The sequence below is a fragment of the Edaphobacter sp. FHG110511_03 genome, from assembly GCF_059115365.1.
In genome coordinates, this window is sequence record NZ_JBZYWL010000003.1 from 856,481 (window position 1) to 876,488 (window position 20,008).

The window sequence follows — 20,008 nt, forward strand, 5'->3', positions numbered from 1 at the left end:
ACTACTCTCGATCACAACTCGCGTCCGTTGCTACTGCGGGCGGTTCGTATGCCAGACGTGAGGGGGCGAACCCGGCTGATTCCACTGCGGCTCACAGTTGCCAGCGCACGCCGGTCGCGAGGTTCCGACTACCACCCCGCGTGCCCCTTCTGCCAGCAACCCCAACGGCCCTTCGACCTCGACGTGACGCATCGGATCCAGGTTTCCATCCGGCGCGATCGCTGGCGGTGGGCCCATTTGCAACCCCGCGGGCAGGCGTCCCTGGTTGGCATTCAGGACGTTGTAAGCGTTCATGTCAGAAACAGTTACCCGATATTCCATCCGGCCGTTAATCGCCGCTGCACTGACCGCCACCGTAAGGCGCGGATTTCTTGCCCCAAGATCTGCGGCGATGCCAACTACATCTGCGGACAGCTGGTTGAGCATCCGACCTTGCGAGGCATAAAAGGCTGCGGTAAAGCCTGGAACATCGCGGGGCAATCCGCCCCCTGCCGACCCGCCTCCGCTTGGGGGATCGGCAGGCCCAAGAGGTGGCCCTCCGGAGTCCAAGTATGGTTTTCCCGCCGGCGCGCGACCGATGGCGTTTCCGCCTGTGGTGCCATTCGACGGCGGGCCATCTTTTTTCGGTGGACCGCTGCTCGAAGTCACCGTATTTGGACGGGTAGTTTGCTTCCACTGCTGGTTCAGTTGCTCGTTGCGGCCCCGAGCAGCGCCCGCAGCGCCGACGGCGCCCCCGAGACCGATGAATATCTCCCGGTTTTGCTGCTTGAATGCGGGTGCACTCAACAAATCGTATTGATCCTCCGTCATCATGAAGACCACGCCACCCGTAGTTACGGTGACGCTGCCTTCCTCGGCCGGCGTGATGGGTTCTGCAACAGGCGACGGCTTGCTGGTGTCGGCCTTGTCTAAGCCTGGTACGGGCCTGCAACCTGGATCCACGGCGACGCGTTTGGGCTTCGGACGGGGCGGAGGCTCGGAAGACAGCGCGGACGCATATGCAGCGATTGCGTTCTTGTCGGCCTCTGTCGTCTCGAGCATCGGGGCGGACGTCGGCGCCATACCGTCATGATCGACGAAGAAGACCGGGTTCGCTCCCGCATACCGATAGAGATTGATGCCTCCGCTTATTCCCGTTGGGTCACAACTCGTCCACCTCCCTAACCACGCTGCGTAATACCGCGCCCCGTGATACGTAAACCCCGTCTCCTCATCCCGCTCCTTCCCTGTGTACCGATACCGCTTCGCCGTCGCTTTGATACTCTGATCCACCGCCTGATACGACGTGCTGCCGGACGGGAAATACTCCTCGTAGGAAATGACGCTGGCCTTGTCATCCAATTCAAGACTCGCCGACCCAAGGTGATTGCCGAGCTGATAGCGGATGAGCTGCGCCGATGAGCCATCGGAACCCTGCGTTCGCGTCTCCACCAAGGCAATCCGCTGCTTGTCGTCCATGACGTGCAACGTCTCGCGTTCGAGAGAGATGCCATTGCCGCTAGCGTTTAACTCGCGGTAAATCTCGAAGCCGCCAAGGTAAATCCGCTCCGTCTTGCGTGAGCTGTTCTGACGTTCGGTTACCTTACGGACGCGCTGCCCTCCGGCGTCGTAGACATAGAAGGTCGTCTCCGGCACGTTGCTCGGCGGCGGAGTCGGGTTCACAGCCTGTCGCGAGGTCGCACTCAACTGGTTCTTGAAGTCCCATTGCATCAGCGTGAGGTGCGGCATGCCGGTCATGTTGCCGTGGGAATCGTAGGTGTAGGGCTCTATCGTTGGGCCGACAGTCGTGGTGCTTAGCCGGTTACTCTTCCTGGCGGCCTCGATCAGGCTCCCTTCGTTGTAGGAGTAGGCGCGCGTCCAGTTGCCATTGGCCGCTTGATGCACCACCCTTTCGAAATTGCCGACTGCGTCATAGAAATACTGCTCGGTATAGCTCCGCATCGCCGGACCATCATTGGGATGAGGAAGGTTCGCGCGGAACTCGTCGTTCCAAATGCTTTGCGGCTGTGCGAGTTGGCCGATGTGCTCGCGGCCGGTTGCGTTGATCAAACGGTAGATGGCGTCGTAGGCATAGTCGCATTGCGGTGGCACAACCTGGCCTTTGAAAATGATCGTCTGCTGAGCATCGTCGCGGATATGGGTGATGTTGCCAGCGGGGTCATAGGTGTAGAACAAATCCTGAAATATCGACGTCACCTTCGGCGCAGCCGCGCCGATCAGTCTCCGCGCCAGGTTCTGCGGTGCCAACACGGTGTGGCTGGTCTTGAGATGAATCAAGCGAAAGGTCTGGTCGTCATAGGCATATTCAGTAAGTGCGCCGTTGCCATATTCAATCCTGGTGCGTTGGCCTTTGGCGTCGTAGTCAATGTTGGTGACGGCACGAAGGTTAGCCGTCGTCGCGACCAACAAGGCCGTCGGCACGGCGACTTGTCCCAACCAGACGTCTACGCCTTCGAGCAGGTTGGCCCCGTTGTAGCTGAGCTGGATGACGTTGATCTTGCTGCTCGCCAGGCTGCTGTGTGGCGCGACCATCTGGAGTGGCCGATTGATCGCATCATAACGGGTGCTGCTGGCAAAGATTTCTGTTTCCACAACAGGCGGCGGGTTTTGCAACCAATCCGGAATGGACTTGTAGTCTCGCACCAGTTGCCGAGTGCTGCGCAAGAGATTGCCCTTGAAGTCATGAGCTTCGCTGGTCACGACTCCTGCAGTGTCATAGTGCCTATAAGACTTGCCACGCAGGTTGGCTTGCAGGACCTGAGCGGGGGTGAGGCCGCTATCTGTGGATTCGCTGTAGACGGTTTCTTCGAAGCAGATTTCGCGCATCGAATTCAACGCGTCTGCGCCGATGACAAATGACCGCAAGGGGCGGCGTAGCTCGTCGTATTCGGTGCGGAAACTGTGATCGCGGCTATCCCAGGCGCGGATCGGCTTGCCGACGACATCGTTCAGCATCCAGCGCTGGCCAGCTTCCATGCTGGATTGATGGATACGGTTGCTGAGCATGTCATAGTCGTAGCGCATGACGACGCGGTTCTTCGCGTCGGTGACCTCGCGCTGATTGCCTTCAATGTCCAGGGTTACCCGCGTCGCGTACTTCTGCGGAACGCCGTTCGCGTCCAGACCGTTATCGGCGATCGTCAACATCGCTCGGCCGAGAGTGTCGAAGTATGCAACCGTTGGGGTCGCAGCATGCGCGGCGGCCTTGCCGGCCGCACTCTTTTCGTCCGGACCCTTTTGCCCGTTCCGTCGCTGGTCGTGCCAGGTGGGCAAGTAGTCGGCCAGTGGAAGAAGCTTGAAGAAGCCGCCGACATCTGCGTCGAGCTTTGGGTCAGCTTGGGTCACCGTATCGTTCACATCCCACGTCTCCTGGCGCCAGGGGTCGAAGACGACCTTTTCGTAGGTGTGGTTGGGATGTAGAGTGGCGACCACGCGCTCCATGGGGTCGTAGAACAGGATCGGTGTGACCCCGGTGTCAGTCATCTCCGGTTCTGGCTCGTACAGGTGTGTGCTGGTAAAAAATGGCTCGTATTGTTTAACGGGCCTGCCTTTGTTGTTGTAAACCGTACGGCCTTTGCCGACCCATCGCGGATTGACATTGCCTATCGTCGGCGCGCCGCTGCCATCGAGCGTCAGCGAACCAGGCTTGATGTCGCCTGCTTGCGTTGCACTATTCGGGCCTCGAAGGGCGGCATCGCCTGGCTCGGCAGGAATCTTCGATTGCAGATCACGGCCGAAGCCGTCTGAGTAGGCAAAACTCACGTGAATCTTTAAGCCCTGTGAGGGGAGCGGGTCGCTGGCATGGGTTTCGCGGACTATCGTTGCGGCGAAAGGCGGTTCGCCGCAGCGTTGGAAGCGGTCCAAGTCGTAGATGAATCGGCTGGTTGCATTTTTCAGGAGCCCAGGCGCCTGGGATTGGGGACCCGCGATGAATTGTTGAATGTGCGCCTGGGTGGGGTCCGTATCGAAATCGCCGAATTCGTCCAGAGAATCCCCTAGAGTCTCACTAATCTTCCCTCGGACCGCGGAAGCTACAGGCATGCCGACAGCGTCGAAGCAAAGGAAGGACTGGTTGCCGTTTGGATCGGTCGTCAGCTTGGGCTGCAGGACACGGTAGTCGTATCCCGCTTCCACTGAATTTCCAAGTGGGTCTTCCGTTTTTGCTGGGAGGAGGTCGTTGACGTACTCGACGATGGTGTCGTGAGAAAACGGATCGCGAAAACGCCTCGGCACGAAGAAATGATTCACGGCCTCCGCAAGCTCACTTGCAGTGCTTTCACTTGGATCGGGATGAAAGAACACGTTGCCAGAAGGTATCCACCATTTTTCATCGCTATCGAGATCAACATATCCGCCTCGATCCGACCAAGTTGAGGCATCGGAATGTAGAACGGCGCCAGGATTGGTAAGGAGATTCTCCGTAGGCTGGCCGGGATGCGGGCGCTGATATACCGAGCTGAGCAGTCCGAGAGAGAATGCGAGTTTGTAGCTTTCGCCCGGAATAGCCAGGGAATGAAGAGCTTTGAGCGGCAGTAGCTGCGCCAGGGTATTGCTCCGGTAGCGGGTGCGGAATCGCTCGATCGGGCGACGGTAAGGACCTGAGCCTGTCGCGCCGGCAGCATTGAAATCTTCATACGGGAGATCATGGGCGCCGTCGCTGGCCAGGGCAACGAGAGCGACAAGCTCGTCGAAGTGAAACAGGTTGGTTATGGCCGGTTCTGCGGACGTTGGCATCAGCTTCAGCAACTCATAAGTAGCAACTTCGGCAACCAACGGTGCGCGATACGCATCCGGCGCAAACACCGCATTCGAGAAGCTGGATTCGGTAAGGGTGAAGTGCAGTAGTTTTTGGTTGTTTCGGTCTGTCGCGGTCAGAGCTGGATCGGGATCGTCGAGTCGACGTCCGTATGCGATCGCGACAAATTGCAGCACGTTGCCGTATTTGTCTACGGCCAGATTGATGGTGTGCGAAACCCGCGGATCGGCTTGAATGTTCCCGCTTGCTGTGGTGAATAGTTTCCGCTCGTAGTGAAAATCGATGGTCTCACGAGAGTGCGTGAAGAAGACGGAGTGGAGATTCGTCCCCTGCGGTTGTATGGCTTTGATGGTGTAATTGCGTTCTGAGACGAAGTAGGGGCGGCTGGATTCATCTTTTTCATCGAGCGCGTATGTCTCCTGACGCAAAATCGTACCCTTTAGAGAGCGGACCGCTTCGCGCCGTTCGGAATCTTGTAGATCTGGCGGCAGGATTGTATCGACCAGCAGTATCGCTTTGGTTTGATTTGGACTGAGGCCCTCCTCGCGGTAATACTCTCCTTCGAAATGCCGCGATACACGTTCGCCGGCCCGGAAGTAAGCGCCGGTATGAAACCAGGTCTTGGTGAGTAGCGGGGGCACGTGAAAGGCCTGGTCCAGATTTGTTGTAGGAGCCAATACGGCGAATCCTTCGGTGTCTAGCTGTTCCACTCGCCCGAAGCCGCGAAACTCCCGTTCAGCAGTATCGAAATAGCCGTGATGATAGGTGTAACTGGAAGCGAAACGATTGCTGCTTATCAGATCGTTTGTCTCGACGCGGGTGACAACATGAACTGGGAATGGCAGCCGAGTAATCCACGGTGTTCCCGCAGCTTTGTCGGCAAGGTAGAACTCAGTGGACGACTTATACTCAAGCCGCGTCTCCGTTCCCAAATTGTTGCGAATCAACGTGAGCAAATGCGGTTTGATTCCGCCCATTAGATCCAGATAGCGTAATGGCCGACGTGCGTCACCGGGTAAAGGGCTCGACCACAAGAGACATGCGGTTCCTCGCCCAAGAAGATCGACAACGGATACCGTAGTGTGACTGTCAGCGCGTGGCACACGGTGAAGAATTCGCGCCTCAGACAAACTATTTCCATGCTGGTTCAAATAAACTCGAACATCGTCCCGGCCGAGATAGATGATGTCGGTAGGTCCCGATCCATCAGTGTCAGTCAGGTGAACACGACGCTGATCGAAGGATTCGGTATCGTCGAACCATGGAACGGTGTTGAGCGTTACCTTTGCGCCGAAGCGGCCGTATCCAATGTTGGGCCAGTAGGAGACTTCGCTTTTGCGAACGCGAACCAGATCGGAAAGGCCATCACCGGACATGTCGGCGACATAGATTGATTGCGTTCCATCGGCAAACACAAGCCTCGGCCCTGCCTCTTCGTCCAAGGGGTTAGTAACGTAAACTGCTGTGCCGAAGCCCTCCTCGGCTTGGGATTCGAACCAAGAGGAGAAAGCCTGATCCTCGGTGAGCAGGACATCCGCATGGCCGTCGCCAGTCAGGTCTATGAAACGCAGGTTGGGATCTTGCCAATCGATATTGGGCAGGGTGGTGAAGGTCCGGAACCTATCCCAGGTGGCGTCATCGGCACGGGAAAAAAATCCTTGTGTACTCGATGCGAAGTCGACCAGATCGAGTCTCCCATCTCCGGCGAGATCGAGAAGCTGTTGGCGTCCGCTGTTTAGCGCGGCGAGGGAAGGACGCATGGGAAGGCTCTCGACGGGACCGAAGCGGCCACCGCCCAGGTTAGGCTTGTAGAACCATGCGTAGGCATCCTCCGTTAGGACCCCCGAAATTCCTTCGCCGTCAAGGTCCACCCAACGGCACTTTCCGGTGTCGATACCCCAGGGAAGATTTTCAAGGCTGACAGAATCGACCTCCTGGAGCGAAAGTCGGTCGAAAGTCAAATCGTCCAGCGGACTGACGGAGTATTGGAATTCTAGCGGTGGCAGTGACCGCTTGAGGTAAGGCGGGATCGAAGAAGCAATTCGTTTGAAGCCTGATTGAATGACATGAGAGATGAACGAGCCGGTGGGCTTTTCCAAGTAGGCGAATTCGGTAGATCGGACGAGATAGTCCTGGACGCCCAACTCGTCAGGAAAGTGGTGAAATTGCAGCACACGCCGGCATAGACGGTAGCTGCGCACCTCAAAGCCAGACCTGTACACGGAGAAAGGATCCAGCCGCGCCGGCCAACTTCCAATGGCCGGTACTTCCAATGTCGCTGATGCGAAAGTCCGTCCGTCTGCGCCCCTCGACTGCTCCAGGTAGTGACCTTCACCATAATCAAAGACCAGCTCAAACATCCAATCTGCAGGAGTGAAATCGGGCACAGGAAGATGAGCGCGACGGAAACTAGGCAAAGTGGGATCGATGAGGATGGGCGTGCGATTTCCGTACCGAATATATTTAACGTAGCGGTTTGCTGAACGCATGCGGTTGCGCTCGTTGAGCCTGGAAAGGTCAACATTGTCGCTGTTCTCGGCGGCGTATGTATAGGCGATCGCGTTTCCCTTGTCATCGTAACTCTCGCAGATCAGCCAGCTAAAGATACGATTGGGATCCGCAGGGTCTGCTATGCGCGACTCGGACGTGCTGCCGTAAACTGTAAGAACATTGTCTTTCGATATCGAGCGCCAATGGGTGTCGCCGTCGCTTATGCGGGTCCAGCGTTCTATACGGGCGAAGAGTCCTTCTATTCGAGGCCTGTAGCGTTTTACGGAGTAACCGCCGCGTTGCTCTTCGTCGTAGACGGGGTTCCCTTGTTTGTCCTGGACCCAGGTTCCATCCAGGTTGCTCTCAAAGGCGAGAACTAGATCTTCTGAGCCGGAGAGAATATACACGTCGGACTCGTCCGCATCCCGGTATTTGGGCAAACCCTTGTCGGTTTTTCGTGTGATAGAGGGAAGGAATAGATTCCAACCGATTCCAAATGGACCGTTGCCGGCACCCGAATCGTAGGAGAGATTCAACTGAGGCCCGAATCCCGAACGTCCTGGCGAAACGGCAATGGGAACAGTGAGGGATCCGGTTCCGGTTACAGGATTTGCAGCGAACTTCTCACCAATTCCGCGGATTGCCCCCCCACCTTTGGGAAGACTGATCGACGGAGCAGAAATGCCCGAAGTCTGAGGCGCACTCGCAGGAGTCTCGCCCGGAGGCGAAGTCGATCGTCCGGTCCCCACGGGTCGTGAGTTGGGGTACATGCGCCCTCGATATAGTAGTTGTGGACGGACCCGGGGGAAGTGATGCCTTTTACAATTTGTACAGAACGAGGACTCTATCACAGAACCGAATCCTCGTACTTTAAAATTCTTGTTTTCTTGAGACGAGGTACAAAACAAACATCAGTGTGGAGACTCGGATCCGGGCCGTCTCACTTGACGAAGAGCACCGCCTCGATAGGCATGAGTCACCAGAATCATGAGAGACGGTTTCTCGAGACGCAGACGTATTCTGTCTGATGATCGGCGCGAATGCCGCAACCAAGTGGCTCCTCTAACTTTGGAGCGATGCACATGTGTTCACTAGTTTGAGGGTTGTGATCTCGACGGATTTCTTGAATGGCATTTCTTCCACCTCTCCTGTTCGGTATTCCTCACGGGCCCGCAAACCGCGGATATTCGACAAGAAGCTGTCACTATCACCGTTGTAACAAGCATTGTGCAATCCACGCGGCTCTACGGCCACTGGCAAAAGTGCTAGCCGTGAAGTTGAACTTTCAAGTGCGCCGATTTCTTATCTTGCCGACGTCAAACTGAGTCCCTAACCAGTGCCGTAATCGCTCTTTGGGAAGGTGGCAGAAGGGCGACTGTCCCAGCTTCCAGAGAACGAAAAGTTCCACGAGAGATCGTTGACGAGCTTGATGTAATACACCGCATTTGAATTGAAATGAACACGGCCAACATCTGAGATTATCGGATGAACGAAGCTGAAACATCCAGGTTCGTCTTTTTGAATTTGAACGCCTTAAGTTCTGCAGCCACAAATCCGACTGCGAACGATCATGACGCAAGATGACTTGGCCAATATAGCGGCCACAGCCGCCGCTGCTTCTAAACAAAAAACCTAGAACTTCTGTTCGATTACAACATATCGGTTTATACCTAACGTTGACTGCTTCTTATATTGCCGTCGCCTCGATTAAGGTCAACGAAAAATTTGTTTTCAAAATACATTCTCGAACAATGTGGGTAGCGGTCACTGGCAGGCCGTGTAATCGCCAGGAGCATCACTCACGGATGCGGGATCCAGTGTCGATTTTCTGGCGAGAAAGATTGGTCCTTGGGAAATAACTCGGCTTCAAATGAAGGGTCTGACTTGGACTTGGACAGAGCACACTTCGTTTTGGATCGGCCTAATATTCGCGTTCGTTTCAACACCTACCCGCTGCAGTCAGACATTCTGGAGATCGAGATTCAGACCGCAGCGTGCGTGGCCAAGCTGGTCTTCGACTCGGGACTCGCCCGTGTCAATCGTCCCGCAGATATGGTCGTGTTCATTCGCGAACATGTCTACAAGCCGGAATACCACGCCGGAGTAGCTTCGGCAACGAAAGCGCATAAACGCAACCGGGGACACCACTTCGATGCAGGATGGGGACATCGCTGCTCAAATGAGTCGCGAAGTCCACGCTCCTGTACGAGGTTGCGCCAATTGACTGTATGGTTGCGCCAATTGACTGTATGAATGGGTACCGAGCTACAGCCCAAGAGCGGAAATCCGATGTTCGGCGCCTCGTTCCCGACTAAACACGAGCGGAACGACTACGAGTGGCGACACAGACTGCGGCACTCTTGAGCAATATCAGCGGCACATCACGATCGAATCAATAGTGGGAAACGCGCATGTAGCCCTCAGTCTTCTCACGCGCTGATGCAAATTTCTATGGGCTTCCTGCACCTTTGGTCTGTCTCAAGCTGCAAAAGACGGGTACAAGTTCGGGTACAGACATCAGTTTGGCTTGATTACGCTCAATTACGCTAAATTGCTGAAAGACCGGCACTTGTGGGAATCCAACATTACGCTCAATTTCGCTTATTTTTCATAGACTTACGGTATTATCGGGAAACTCAAAATCCGTCGAAGGCGACTTCATGGGGGTTCGATTCCCCCTCCCGGCACCATCGATCCTGTTTAGTTTCAGCAGTTTGGGAGGATTGAGCTGCTCCTCTCGAATAATTCCAGGTACAAAATCGGGTACAGTGCACATCCTGCTTATTTTCAATAGGTTGACGATCTCTGGCGCTCATTCTTGGGCTGCAACCTATCTATAGTTATGCTCGTTTAGGCTCGATTACGGAATGCATAGCGGATAATCGGTCCGCGCGATAACCATTTCGCAGCACCTCGTGATAACACGGACTGTCGATTCGGGTGAGAAGGGAAGTCCAGGCAGTTCGGCTAGATAGACTTCGATCAGAAGCTCAAGCGGGTAGACATTTGAATGAGTGATAAGCCCCGTTATAGCCAGATGTTGCGAATATGTGGATCTTGAACCGCTTTTTTAAGCGGCTGGTTGCAATGCGTTCTAAGGCAAGCGCTAGGATAGCTCCGCATTGAACCAGATACCTCACAGATAGGCACTGCGCCTCAAGCTCTGAGAAGCAACTTGCCGAGCCTGCAGGATTTGAACCTGGAACCAAGGTGTTATGAGGATCCCGCTCTGGCCATTCCGTTGGAGCTCTCTTATTTGACAACGTTTGTCCGGCACGTGGAAGAGGTGCTGGCGGGAAGATCTATAAAGCAAGTCGCTAGGCTAAATAGATCTAAGCGTCGTAGCCTTTTAGGCGGCGAATCCAGACATTTCGATAACGTATAGGACCGGCATGACCCTGGAGGAGGAAAGGCTCTTCTGATGGATGGGGTTCGTATTTGGCAATTGGAAGGGTATCGGTGCTGCCTAACAATTCCACATGATCGTGCACAACCAGCCCGTTGAAGAACAAGGTCAGATAGGCAGGCGTGGTCAGTTCGTTGCCATTGAACCGGGGAGCCTTGAAGACGATGTCATAGGTGTTCCATTCGCCTTCGGAACGGCATGGGTTAACCATCGGCGGATACAGGCCGTAGATACCGCCGGCGGCTCCATCAGCATAGGTAATGTTGTTGTAGGACGAGAGCACTTGAATCTCATAGCGACGCATTAGGATGACACCGCTGTTGCCTCGCATCTGGCCGCGGCGTTCAGGTGGGGTTCCTGTCGGAGTCATCCATTCCAGGTGAAGCTGACAGTCGCCGAACGCCTCTTTTGTGATCAGGCTGCCGGATCGAGGGACCATCTCCATATAACCGTTTTCGACCGTCCACTTCGGCTCGGATACTTTGCGATCGCGTCCTATGCTCTCCCATCGAGACAGGTCCTTTCCATCGAAAAGTACGATCGCATCTGAAGCTGGAGCGGGTGTCGGCAGGGGCATGCCAGGGGTAACTTTACGTGCCTGTGGACGCGTTCGGTCGTGCACTTTCCATGGCTGGCCGGGCAAAGGATCTCCTACAGGACTTCCCGCCATTTGGTCCGGAGGCATCTGGCCGGGAACGGGAGCCCCAGAAGCGGCAGGAGCCTGTGTCGAACCGAACAGTGGTTCTGCGAACGGAATGCTGGAAAGCAGCTTGATGAAGTTGCGCCTGTTGGACATGATTTATACCTTTCGAAGATCCGTCTATGTGAACAGGCATCCCAAGGCAAAGTAACGACTGTTCATTGAACGTGCTATATACATGGGGTCCGATACAATCTGCCTACCGGAAAAGTAAGGGAAGAGAGGCGCTCAGATTCTTCCGCCAGACGCTCCATACGTGCGTCCCTTCCGTCTCAACATACTTGTGGCTAATGCCATGGTTTGTCAGATCTTCGTGGAGCGACTCATTTGCTTTATACAAAAAGTCCTGCCGCCCACAGGAGATCCATATCATGCCGAAGTCTCGATTGGCAGCTTGTGGATTTGCAGTCACTTTGTTCAGGACGTCGTGGATATCCAGAAAGTTAGGTCCGATGGCTGCGCTATAACCGAGTACATAGCTGAACAGTTCAGGATGCGCCAGACCAATTGAAAGGGCTTGACCTCCGCCCATGGACAGACCCGCGATAGCGCGTGAGTCTCGTGAGGTTTTAACGCGGTAGCTCTTCTCGATCAATGGAATGATCTGTCCCAGTAGATCCTTCGGAAACAGTGGGGAGAACATACTCGTCTCGCCGGTTACACGTTTCAGCGGCTCGACGCCACGAGCCTGAAGTGCATGGCCTTGCGGCATTACAACGATCATCGGCTTGATTTTGCCCTGAGCCAGGAGATTGTCCAGAATGATGTTGGCGCGGCCATTGCGCACCCAGCCTGAGACTTCCTCTCCATTGCCGTGGAGTAAGTACAACACCGGATATCTCTTTCTATTCGTTTCGTATCCCGGCGGAGTATAGACCCAGAGTGTCCGCGTGAAGCCCATTGCTCTCGATTCATACAGCATCATGCGGACCTCGCCATGTGGCACGGCCTGCGAATCGTAATCGAATGGGGAATCTCCAGGAATTTCGACGAAATTTGAGATCAGTTGCCCTGGAGGTACAGGCTTGATGGCAGGGTTCGAAGGGTCAAGTACATCAATGCCTTCGACGCGAAAGTTGTAGATCCATATCTCCGGTTTGAGCGGGAGAGTCGTAAGAGTCCAGATACCGCTCTCGTCTTGGGACATCGGAAGGGGACCCTTCCTCTGGGTGATCTCGCCAATCAGCGAAACCTCTTTCGCATTCGGCGCATGATAGCGAAATGTAACCGTACGGTCTGGATGTACTTCGGGGGAAAGAAGCGTGTTGGTCGGATAGTTGGACGCGACCCGGTGTCTGCGCTCAACACCTGCCGGCGTCTGCTGAGCGTTTGATTGGGCGGACTGTGCGTTGGCCGGAAGGATTAAGCCTATGAATAGGGATAATGCAAAAGCGCGATCTCGTAACACTGGAGGTAACCTCAAACACCGAAAGCCAAATCTTTACTGCGCGGCCAGCTTTTTCTCTAGGGCATCCTGGATCGCTTTCTCCGCAATGGGAGACATGATTCTGTAGCCTTCAGGTGTTGGATGGATGCCATCTACGCTCAAGCCTTCTTTCATGCCATGCTTTTCATCCGCCATAGGCGTGAAGTAGTCGGCATACACGCATCCGGCTGTCAGGCAGAAGCTTTTCATCCAATTATTTAGTTCCACAACCTTCTCGGCAGGTTCGAGGCCCCTTCGCCACGGATAGTCGTAAGCCGGTGTGACTGAGGCAAGGATTACCTGAATTCCGTTTGCCTGTGCGATCTCAGTCATTGATTTCAGGTTCTCCTCAATCATCTTCAGGGTCGATGGGCCCGTATTTCCGGCGATATCGTTCGTGCCGCCATTAATGACGACTACCCTGGGCTTCATGTCCACAACATCCTGCTGAAAACGCAATACCATCTGCGGGGTTGTTTGCCCGCCGATTCCCCGATTGACATAGTGCTTGCCGGGGAAGAACTGCTCCGGCTGGCGTCCCCATAACTCTGTAATTGAGTCCCCCATAAACACGACTTCAACCGCAGTGCCGATGGTAGCGTTTGCAGATCGAAAACGAGTGAGATTGGGCCAATCCTTAAGCATTTGCTCCTGGTGTGCCTTGATCCGAGCGGCGCGCTCTTCACTAGAGAGTGCAGGCGGAGTCTGTGCGGGTGCGACGGCAGGGGCAGGAGGAGCGGAAGGGGACTGGGAGGGGGGAGGAGCGGAAGGGGATTGCGCCGAGGCAAAGGGAATTGCCGAGAGAGCCGACAGGAAAAAAGAGAAGAACACGCGATACATGGTGAGTATTCCTTAAGGAAATAGGACAGGTTGGCAAAGATTGCCCCCGCGAACGTCCATTTAGTATGCACCTATAAGGATAGGAGTATATGCTTTCCCTGTTCGCGTCAATGACTTTTTACAACTGCTGGAGGAGAACAGGAGGAGTTCGAATGAAAATCAGAATGCCTGCCGGTCTCCTGCTCGGCGGCACGCTGTTTTTCTGCAGCTGCTGCACAAACAGTGCCTGCGGGAAATATCGTGTGGTAACCGTCAAAATCGACCTGACACCCGAGCCCTCGGCCCCACTACTAAAATGATTACCGGATCCTCTATTTTCCACTCCACCGTAAATTCTCCTTGACAGAAGTTGCGCAGTCTTCATAAGCTTTCCGCCAAGCTGTCCACCTATCATTACAGCACCACAGGCTAAACCTCTATTCCAAGGCCAGCAGGGCAGCGTAGGGAGATATTTATGAAAGACGAATTTCGAAGAAGAATGAAGGAAGGCACTTTGCATACCGCCAGCTTTCTGTCCGCGGTGATGATCGTGCTGGCCTTGTTTGGAGGCGCCATGCGGGCGCAGACGACTTTTGGTTCCCTGGTGGGCACTATAACCGACGCCTCGGGAGCTGCGGTTGCCGGAGCGAAGGTCACGCTAACGAATCAGGAAACGAATCAGGTTCATTTCATGGAGACAAGCGAAGCGGGAACCTATAGCTTTGTGAACCTGAGTCCTGGAAACTACCGGGTCGACGTTGACCTGACCGGGTTCAAACATCTCACACTCTCCAAACTGCAGGTACAGATCGGAGGCACGGCCCGTGCCGATGCCGCTCTCCAGGTCGGAAATGTCAGCGAAACAGTAGAAGTATCGAGCGCGGCTCCGCTCATCCAGACCGATACTGCTAATCTCGGCGGAGTGATCGAAGGCCGCACGATTCAGGACATTCCGCTGAATGGGCGCAATGTCAATAACCTGCTTACGCTGGTTCCCGGTGTTATCGCACAGGGCAGTACGAGCGGCAATATGTCCACGAACCTGATCGCGTATGGCAATTACCAGATCGGTGGCGGCTTCGGGAATCAGAGTATCTCGTTTGTCGATGGCGTGCAGGCTAATATTCCAGCCAATAACGCGACCTCGTTCATTCCTTCCCAGGACACCGTAAGGGAGTTTCGCGTATCGACCAGCAATGTAAGTGCAGAGTTCGGAGGCTTCGCTGGCGGCGTCATTAATATCAGCACGAAATCGGGAAGCAACGCCTTCCACGGTTCGCTCTATGAATATCATCGCAATCGCGTTTTGAACGCGAATGATTTCTTCAGCAATCGTGCTGGCCGTGCGCGTCCTTCGTATATCCAGAACCAGTTCGGCGGGACGGTCGGCGGCCCCATCAAGCACGATAAGACCTTCTTCTTTGCAGGTTATGAACGGCAGCCGGTTGTCAGCGGAAACCTGTCCACCACTACGGTTCCAACGGCGGCCGCCCTTCGCGGAGATTTCAGTTCGCCTCTTTACCCAAAGATCTATGACAATGCCAATGGTGGGGTTCAGTTCCAGTGCAACGGTGTTCTGAATGTCATCTGCCCCAGCCGTATTGACCCGGCGGTTACTGCGCTGCTGAAGCAGGATTACCCTGCGGAGGCAACCAATCCGAACGCCATCGCCAGTAACTACATCACAACTACTCGCACACGCTACACTAACGAGCAGATCAACGCTCGTGTCGATCAAAACTTTGGCACTCGCAACATTGCATTCGCAAAATACGCCAAATTCAAAGTAGAGAGCCTGACGACCAATCCCTATCCGGGTGTGCCGGCGTTCGAACCCCCGGCTCCTGGTGGGATTTCGGACCATGTTGCAATCGTCGGTGACACCTTTACCCTTAACCCAACCACCATTATCGATGGGCGAGCATCCTATCTCCGGGTCTATCAGTACACCTTTCCCCGTGGACTTGGAACGGACATCTCCGGCATTTCGCCGGGCCTGGCGGCAATGCAGACCGCGCTTGGCCAGATGCTGCCGACGGCTTTCAGCTTCGCCGGGACCGGCATAAACGGAAGCACAGGCCCTGGACAGCTTTACTGGCATACCAATGTCTATGCTCTTTCAGGCAGTGTTACAAAGATTTTAGGACGCCATACCGTCAAAGCCGGTGCATCATGGCGCAGTGTGCAGTGGATCGCCGATCCAGACAGCGGAGGCAACGTCTTCACCTTCTCCGCACAGACGACGGCAAACCCAGCCGTTGCCGGCTCAGGCTATTCTGTGGCCTCCGGTTTGCTTGGCACTCCTACCAGCACCTCGGCGCAGGCCATTGGCGGGTCGCGGGCGTTCCTGCATAACTATGGCTTTTTCCTCACGGACAATTTTCAGGCCACGAAAAAGCTAACGCTTGATCTTGGCGTGCGTTGGGATCAGCCCGGCTCATACTCTGAAGCGAATAATTGGAACACGGTGATCCTTCCTAATGCCCCCAGCCCCCTGGGAACGATCTTCAATCCCGCTCTCGGCACGGACCAGAACCTGGTGGGGAACCTTGCTCTTGTAGGAAGCAGCGACCGTCACTCGCGTCGGGAAGAAGATCTGCATTGGCTGCTCTTTTCGCCTCGTGTCGGGTTTGCATATCGCTTGACGGACAAGATGGTCGTACGCGGTGGTTACGGCGTCTCCTATCTGCCATCGACTCTTTCGCAAGATGGTCCGAATAGTGCAAGCGTCAATACGGCGGCGACCCTGGTCACCAATACTTATAAAGGCAACAATACCTTCAGCCAAACCAATACAACAGTTTCGAACCCTTTTCCTGCCGGCGTTCTGACTCCGAGCCGAGGTGATGCATCGCGTTTGACGGCGCTTTACGGGCAGAATATCCAATCTCGTATTCCCAGCCAGCCTTACAGCTATGTTCAGCAGTGGAATCTCGCCTTCGAGCACGAACTCGGCTCATCAGCAAGTTATGGCCTTGCCTATGGTGCATCGAAGGGCGTTCACCTGCAGGCTCAGGGAGCGAACACCTGGTCCGCTTCAAACATCAATCAGATTCCAGACAAATATCTGTCGATGGGAAGCGATCTCGAAACGCTGGTCCCGAATCCTTTCTATGGAAGGATCGCCTCTGGCGTACTTTCTCAGCCGACCGTGTTTAAAGGACTCTTGCTCAAGCCATTCCCCCAATATAACTATGTAACAGCCGCTGGCAGCCGAAACAGCGCATCCAGTTACAACTCGCTTCAGGCCTCGTTCAAAAAGCGTTTCTCGCAGGGCGGCACGTTGCAGGTTGCTTATACATGGGGCAAGCTGATGTCCAATACTGATTCCGTAACGCAGTTCCTTGAAGGCGGCAGCACTTATCAGGGAACGGTTCAGAATAACAACAACCTTGCGGGAGAGTGGTCAGTCAGTTCGTCCGACTACCGTCACTCTGCCGTGGTTGGATATGGTATTGATTTGCCCTTCGGCAAGCAGCAGATGTGGCTCTCAAATGCTCAAGGGCCAGTCGGGGTCCTTGTCTCTGGATGGAGGGTGAACGGCATTTCGACATTCCGTTCCGGCACTCCTCTTGGGATTCTTGCGGCTCCCAATGACATAGCTACCTATTTTGGTGGTGGTGGCTATTACCAGAATGGCATCGGTCAGGGCACAACGCGTCCGAATGTTGTTTCTGGTTGTGCCAAAGTGCCTGAGTCTGATGCGCACAAGCGTGTGGACAGTGGGTCCTGGTTCAACAAATCCTGCTTTACGGCACCCGGAAGATTCGGGTTCGGTAATGAACCTCGTGTTGATGGCACTATCCGTCGCCACGGTGTCAACAATTATGACTTCTCGCTGCTGAAGGCAACTCAGATTCGCGAATCGGTAAGCCTGAGCTTCACGGCGGAGTTCTTCAATATCTTCAACCGTGTTCAGTTTCAGGCTCCATCGACGGCAGCTTACGACGGTGGCAACTATGGCAAGGTTACGGCGCAAGCCAACAACCCACGGCAGATCCAGTTTGGTCTGAGATTGACTTACTAACTCCCAGGATAAGGGGACCGCGCGAGCGGCTCCCTTTTTCCCACTCCATTCTCCGAGTCCATATTTCGTTAGCCTGAGAGGATTGGCATGAGGAAGGCTTGGAGCGCTATATTGATGGCGCTCGTATTTAACATCGGAACGCCCATCGTGCATGGAGCACCGAAGACCCATTGGATTGCCACATGGGCGACAGCGCAGGAACTTGCACCCACCGTGCCCGACGTGCCGAATGTCCCGCCAACAGTTAGGCGGCCGAACTTCCGAGGAAGTCGTGCGAATGCGCGGCCTGAGCCCCCGACGGATATTCGCGACAAGACAATTCGTATGACGGCGAGGGTCGGTGTCGGTGGTTACAAGATCCGCGTCGAACTCTCGAACGCATTTGGCAAGAAACCAGTCACTATTGGCGCTGTCCATATCGCCAGGAAGGGGGAAGGCTCAGCTATAGTCATTGGCTCAGATTGCAGCCTCACCTTCTCGGGTCATCAGGAGATTAAGATTCCTCCTGGAGTCGTCGTAACCAGTGACCCCGTTGACCTATCGTTGCCGGATGCATCGAATGTAGCGGTTTCGCTTTACGTCAGAAACTCAGAGGGAATCGCGACCACGCATGCCCTCGGGCTTCACACCACCTATCTCGCCGAAGGCAACGAAACCGCCAGCCCAGAGATGCCCACTTCGTCTACCACGACTACGTCCTATATGTGGCTCTCGGGTATTGACGTGCTTGCCCCCATTGATCGATTTACGATCGTCGCTCTCGGAGATTCGATTACGGACGGATTCAAAACCACGGTGGATACGAATCATGCGTGGCCGACATTGTTGCAGGATCGCCTGCTTTCGACCGCGGGTTCACCCAGAGCAAGCGTCCTAAATGAGGGAATCTCCGGTAATCAGGTACTTCAGGACGGTGCCGGGGTAAGCGCAATAGCTCGTTTTGACAGAGATGTACTAAGCCGCCCCAATGTCAGGTGGATTGTCTTGCTGGAAGGCATCAATGACATCAACATTCATGGCCAGATTGAGGGTGCGGAGGCGTTGAAAGCGGGGGATTTAATTGCTGGCTATCAGCAATTGATTGCGAGGGCTCACATGCACAGTATCAAAGTGATGGGGGCTACACTCACTCCGGAAGAAGGAGTGTGGCTCGCTGGGCCAATCGGTGAAGCTACTAGGCAAGCGGTCAACGAGTGGATCCGCAGCCCCGGTAATTTCGATGCAGTCGTCGATTTCGATAAAGTTCTGTGTACTCCGGGAAACGCAGCGAAGCTCCGTCCAGACCTTGACCCCGGAGACCATATCCATCCGAATGATTTCGGAAATGAGCTGATGGCTCGCCAATTCGTACTTGCGGACTTCAAACGGTAGTCAGTGAAAGCGGAGAAAGTTTCTTGCTTCCTATAAGGATAGGATACCATCTAGCGGAAGGTCGTCATCGCTTAGGGGATCCAAGGTTGCGTTGGCGCGCACGCTGCTCGCATATTTCGCTTTGCCTTGCCCACATCGATGGCGGCACTTCGAGTGTCGTTATAAAGCAAGAGAGGCATCGCGGCACATGGCTGCGATGGTGCCACCGCATGAGTACAACTCCTACAGCTACGGTAACTTTGGATGAACTTGGAACAATAGTAGAAGCGAGCCCGATCCCGCTCTATTTTCAGCTCATCAAGCTTATTGAAGAGAAGATCCGCGCCAACAAATGGCTGCCAGGTCAAAGCCTGCCTAGTGAGCAGGCCTTCTGTGACCACTTTGGCCTGAGCAGGACCGTAGTACGTCAGGCGTTTGCAGATCTAGAACATCGTGGTCTTCTCAAAAAACGAAACGGCAAGAAGACGACGATCTCACATCCAGAGTACCGTGGAGCGCTCATGCAGAGCCTCAGGGGCTTTCATGAAGAAGCGGAACGTGGAGGGCAAAATCCTCGAACCAAGGTTCTCGAGTTGAAGGCCATCCCAGCTGACGCAGATGTTGCCAGAAAACTAGGCGTTGCCGAGGGTGCAAAGGTCATTCTGCTGACCCGCGTGCGCTATCTCGGAGACCTACCCGAGGTCTTTGTTAAGACTTATCTAAATTATGAGCACTGTTTCTCTCTCTTGTCGGAGGACTTCTCCGATAAGTCCCTCTATCGCTTGCTGGACCAGAAGCTTGGGTTGGTAATAGCGAAAGGAGTTCGTACGATTCGCGCCATCGCACTGAATGCAAGAGAAGCGGCATTGTTGAAAGTCAAACCGAAAAGTCCCGCGCTGTTGCTGTCCAGCGTGGGTTTCCTGGCCGATGGAACAGCACTCGAGTATTTCGTGGCGAAACATCGCGGAGATCATACGGAGTTCGAAGTTCAATTGATTCGTTGAGATTTTATATAGGCGAGTGAGGTCATTGTC

The 20,008-nt window shown here is 54.7% G+C and carries 9 protein-coding genes; 5 read left to right on the top strand and 4 right to left on the bottom strand.

Annotation, left to right across the window (positions count from 1 at the left end; all coding sequences use genetic code 11):
• Window positions 1–30: 30 nt before the first annotated feature.
• Window positions 31–8,016 carry a SpvB/TcaC N-terminal domain-containing protein gene (locus tag AC5S26_RS16940; RefSeq protein WP_494186086.1) on the bottom strand — a complete coding sequence of 2,662 codons (7,986 nt, stop codon included), beginning with the start codon at window positions 8,014–8,016 and terminating at the stop codon, window positions 31–33.
• 1,141 nt (window positions 8,017–9,157) lie between these two features.
• Between AC5S26_RS16940 and AC5S26_RS16945 the strand changes: the two genes are divergently transcribed.
• On the top strand, window positions 9,158–9,499 hold the full coding sequence (locus AC5S26_RS16945; RefSeq protein ID WP_494186087.1) for a hypothetical protein: 342 nt from the start codon (window positions 9,158–9,160) through the stop codon (window positions 9,497–9,499).
• 1,079 nt (window positions 9,500–10,578) lie between these two features.
• Here AC5S26_RS16945 and AC5S26_RS16950 read toward each other — a convergent pair.
• The 3 genes from AC5S26_RS16950 to AC5S26_RS16960 all read right to left on the bottom strand — a co-directional run bounded on the left by AC5S26_RS16950 (window position 10,579) and on the right by AC5S26_RS16960 (window position 13,618).
• Window positions 10,579–11,448: a 3-keto-disaccharide hydrolase gene (locus tag AC5S26_RS16950; RefSeq protein ID WP_494186088.1), complete on the bottom strand. Its 870-nt coding sequence runs from the start codon at window positions 11,446–11,448 to the stop codon at window positions 10,579–10,581.
• A 103-nt stretch (window positions 11,449–11,551) separates the two neighbouring features.
• Window positions 11,552–12,760, bottom strand: a complete 1,209-nt coding sequence (locus tag AC5S26_RS16955; protein WP_494186089.1) for an esterase — start codon at window positions 12,758–12,760, stop codon at window positions 11,552–11,554.
• Window positions 12,761–12,793: 33 nt separating this feature from the next.
• A complete protein-coding gene (locus AC5S26_RS16960; protein WP_494186090.1) occupies window positions 12,794–13,618 on the bottom strand; it encodes an SGNH/GDSL hydrolase family protein in 825 nt (274 codons plus the stop codon).
• A 152-nt stretch (window positions 13,619–13,770) separates the two neighbouring features.
• Between AC5S26_RS16960 and AC5S26_RS16965 the strand changes: the two genes are divergently transcribed.
• The 4 genes from AC5S26_RS16965 (at window position 13,771) to AC5S26_RS16980 (ending at window position 19,978) form a co-directional block, all read left to right on the top strand.
• Complete coding sequence (locus AC5S26_RS16965; RefSeq protein ID WP_494186091.1) at window positions 13,771–13,917, top strand: hypothetical protein; 147 nt, start codon at window positions 13,771–13,773, stop codon at window positions 13,915–13,917.
• 155 nt (window positions 13,918–14,072) lie between these two features.
• Window positions 14,073–17,624, top strand: coding sequence for a TonB-dependent receptor (locus AC5S26_RS16970; protein WP_494186092.1), 3,552 nt, complete (start codon window positions 14,073–14,075; stop codon window positions 17,622–17,624).
• A gap of 114 nt (window positions 17,625–17,738) precedes the next feature.
• On the top strand, window positions 17,739–18,995 hold the full coding sequence (locus AC5S26_RS16975; RefSeq protein WP_494186093.1) for an SGNH/GDSL hydrolase family protein: 1,257 nt from the start codon (window positions 17,739–17,741) through the stop codon (window positions 18,993–18,995).
• Window positions 18,996–19,234: 239 nt separating this feature from the next.
• Window positions 19,235–19,978, top strand: a complete 744-nt coding sequence (locus AC5S26_RS16980; RefSeq protein ID WP_494186094.1) for a GntR family transcriptional regulator — start codon at window positions 19,235–19,237, stop codon at window positions 19,976–19,978.
• Window positions 19,979–20,008 lie beyond the last annotated feature (30 nt).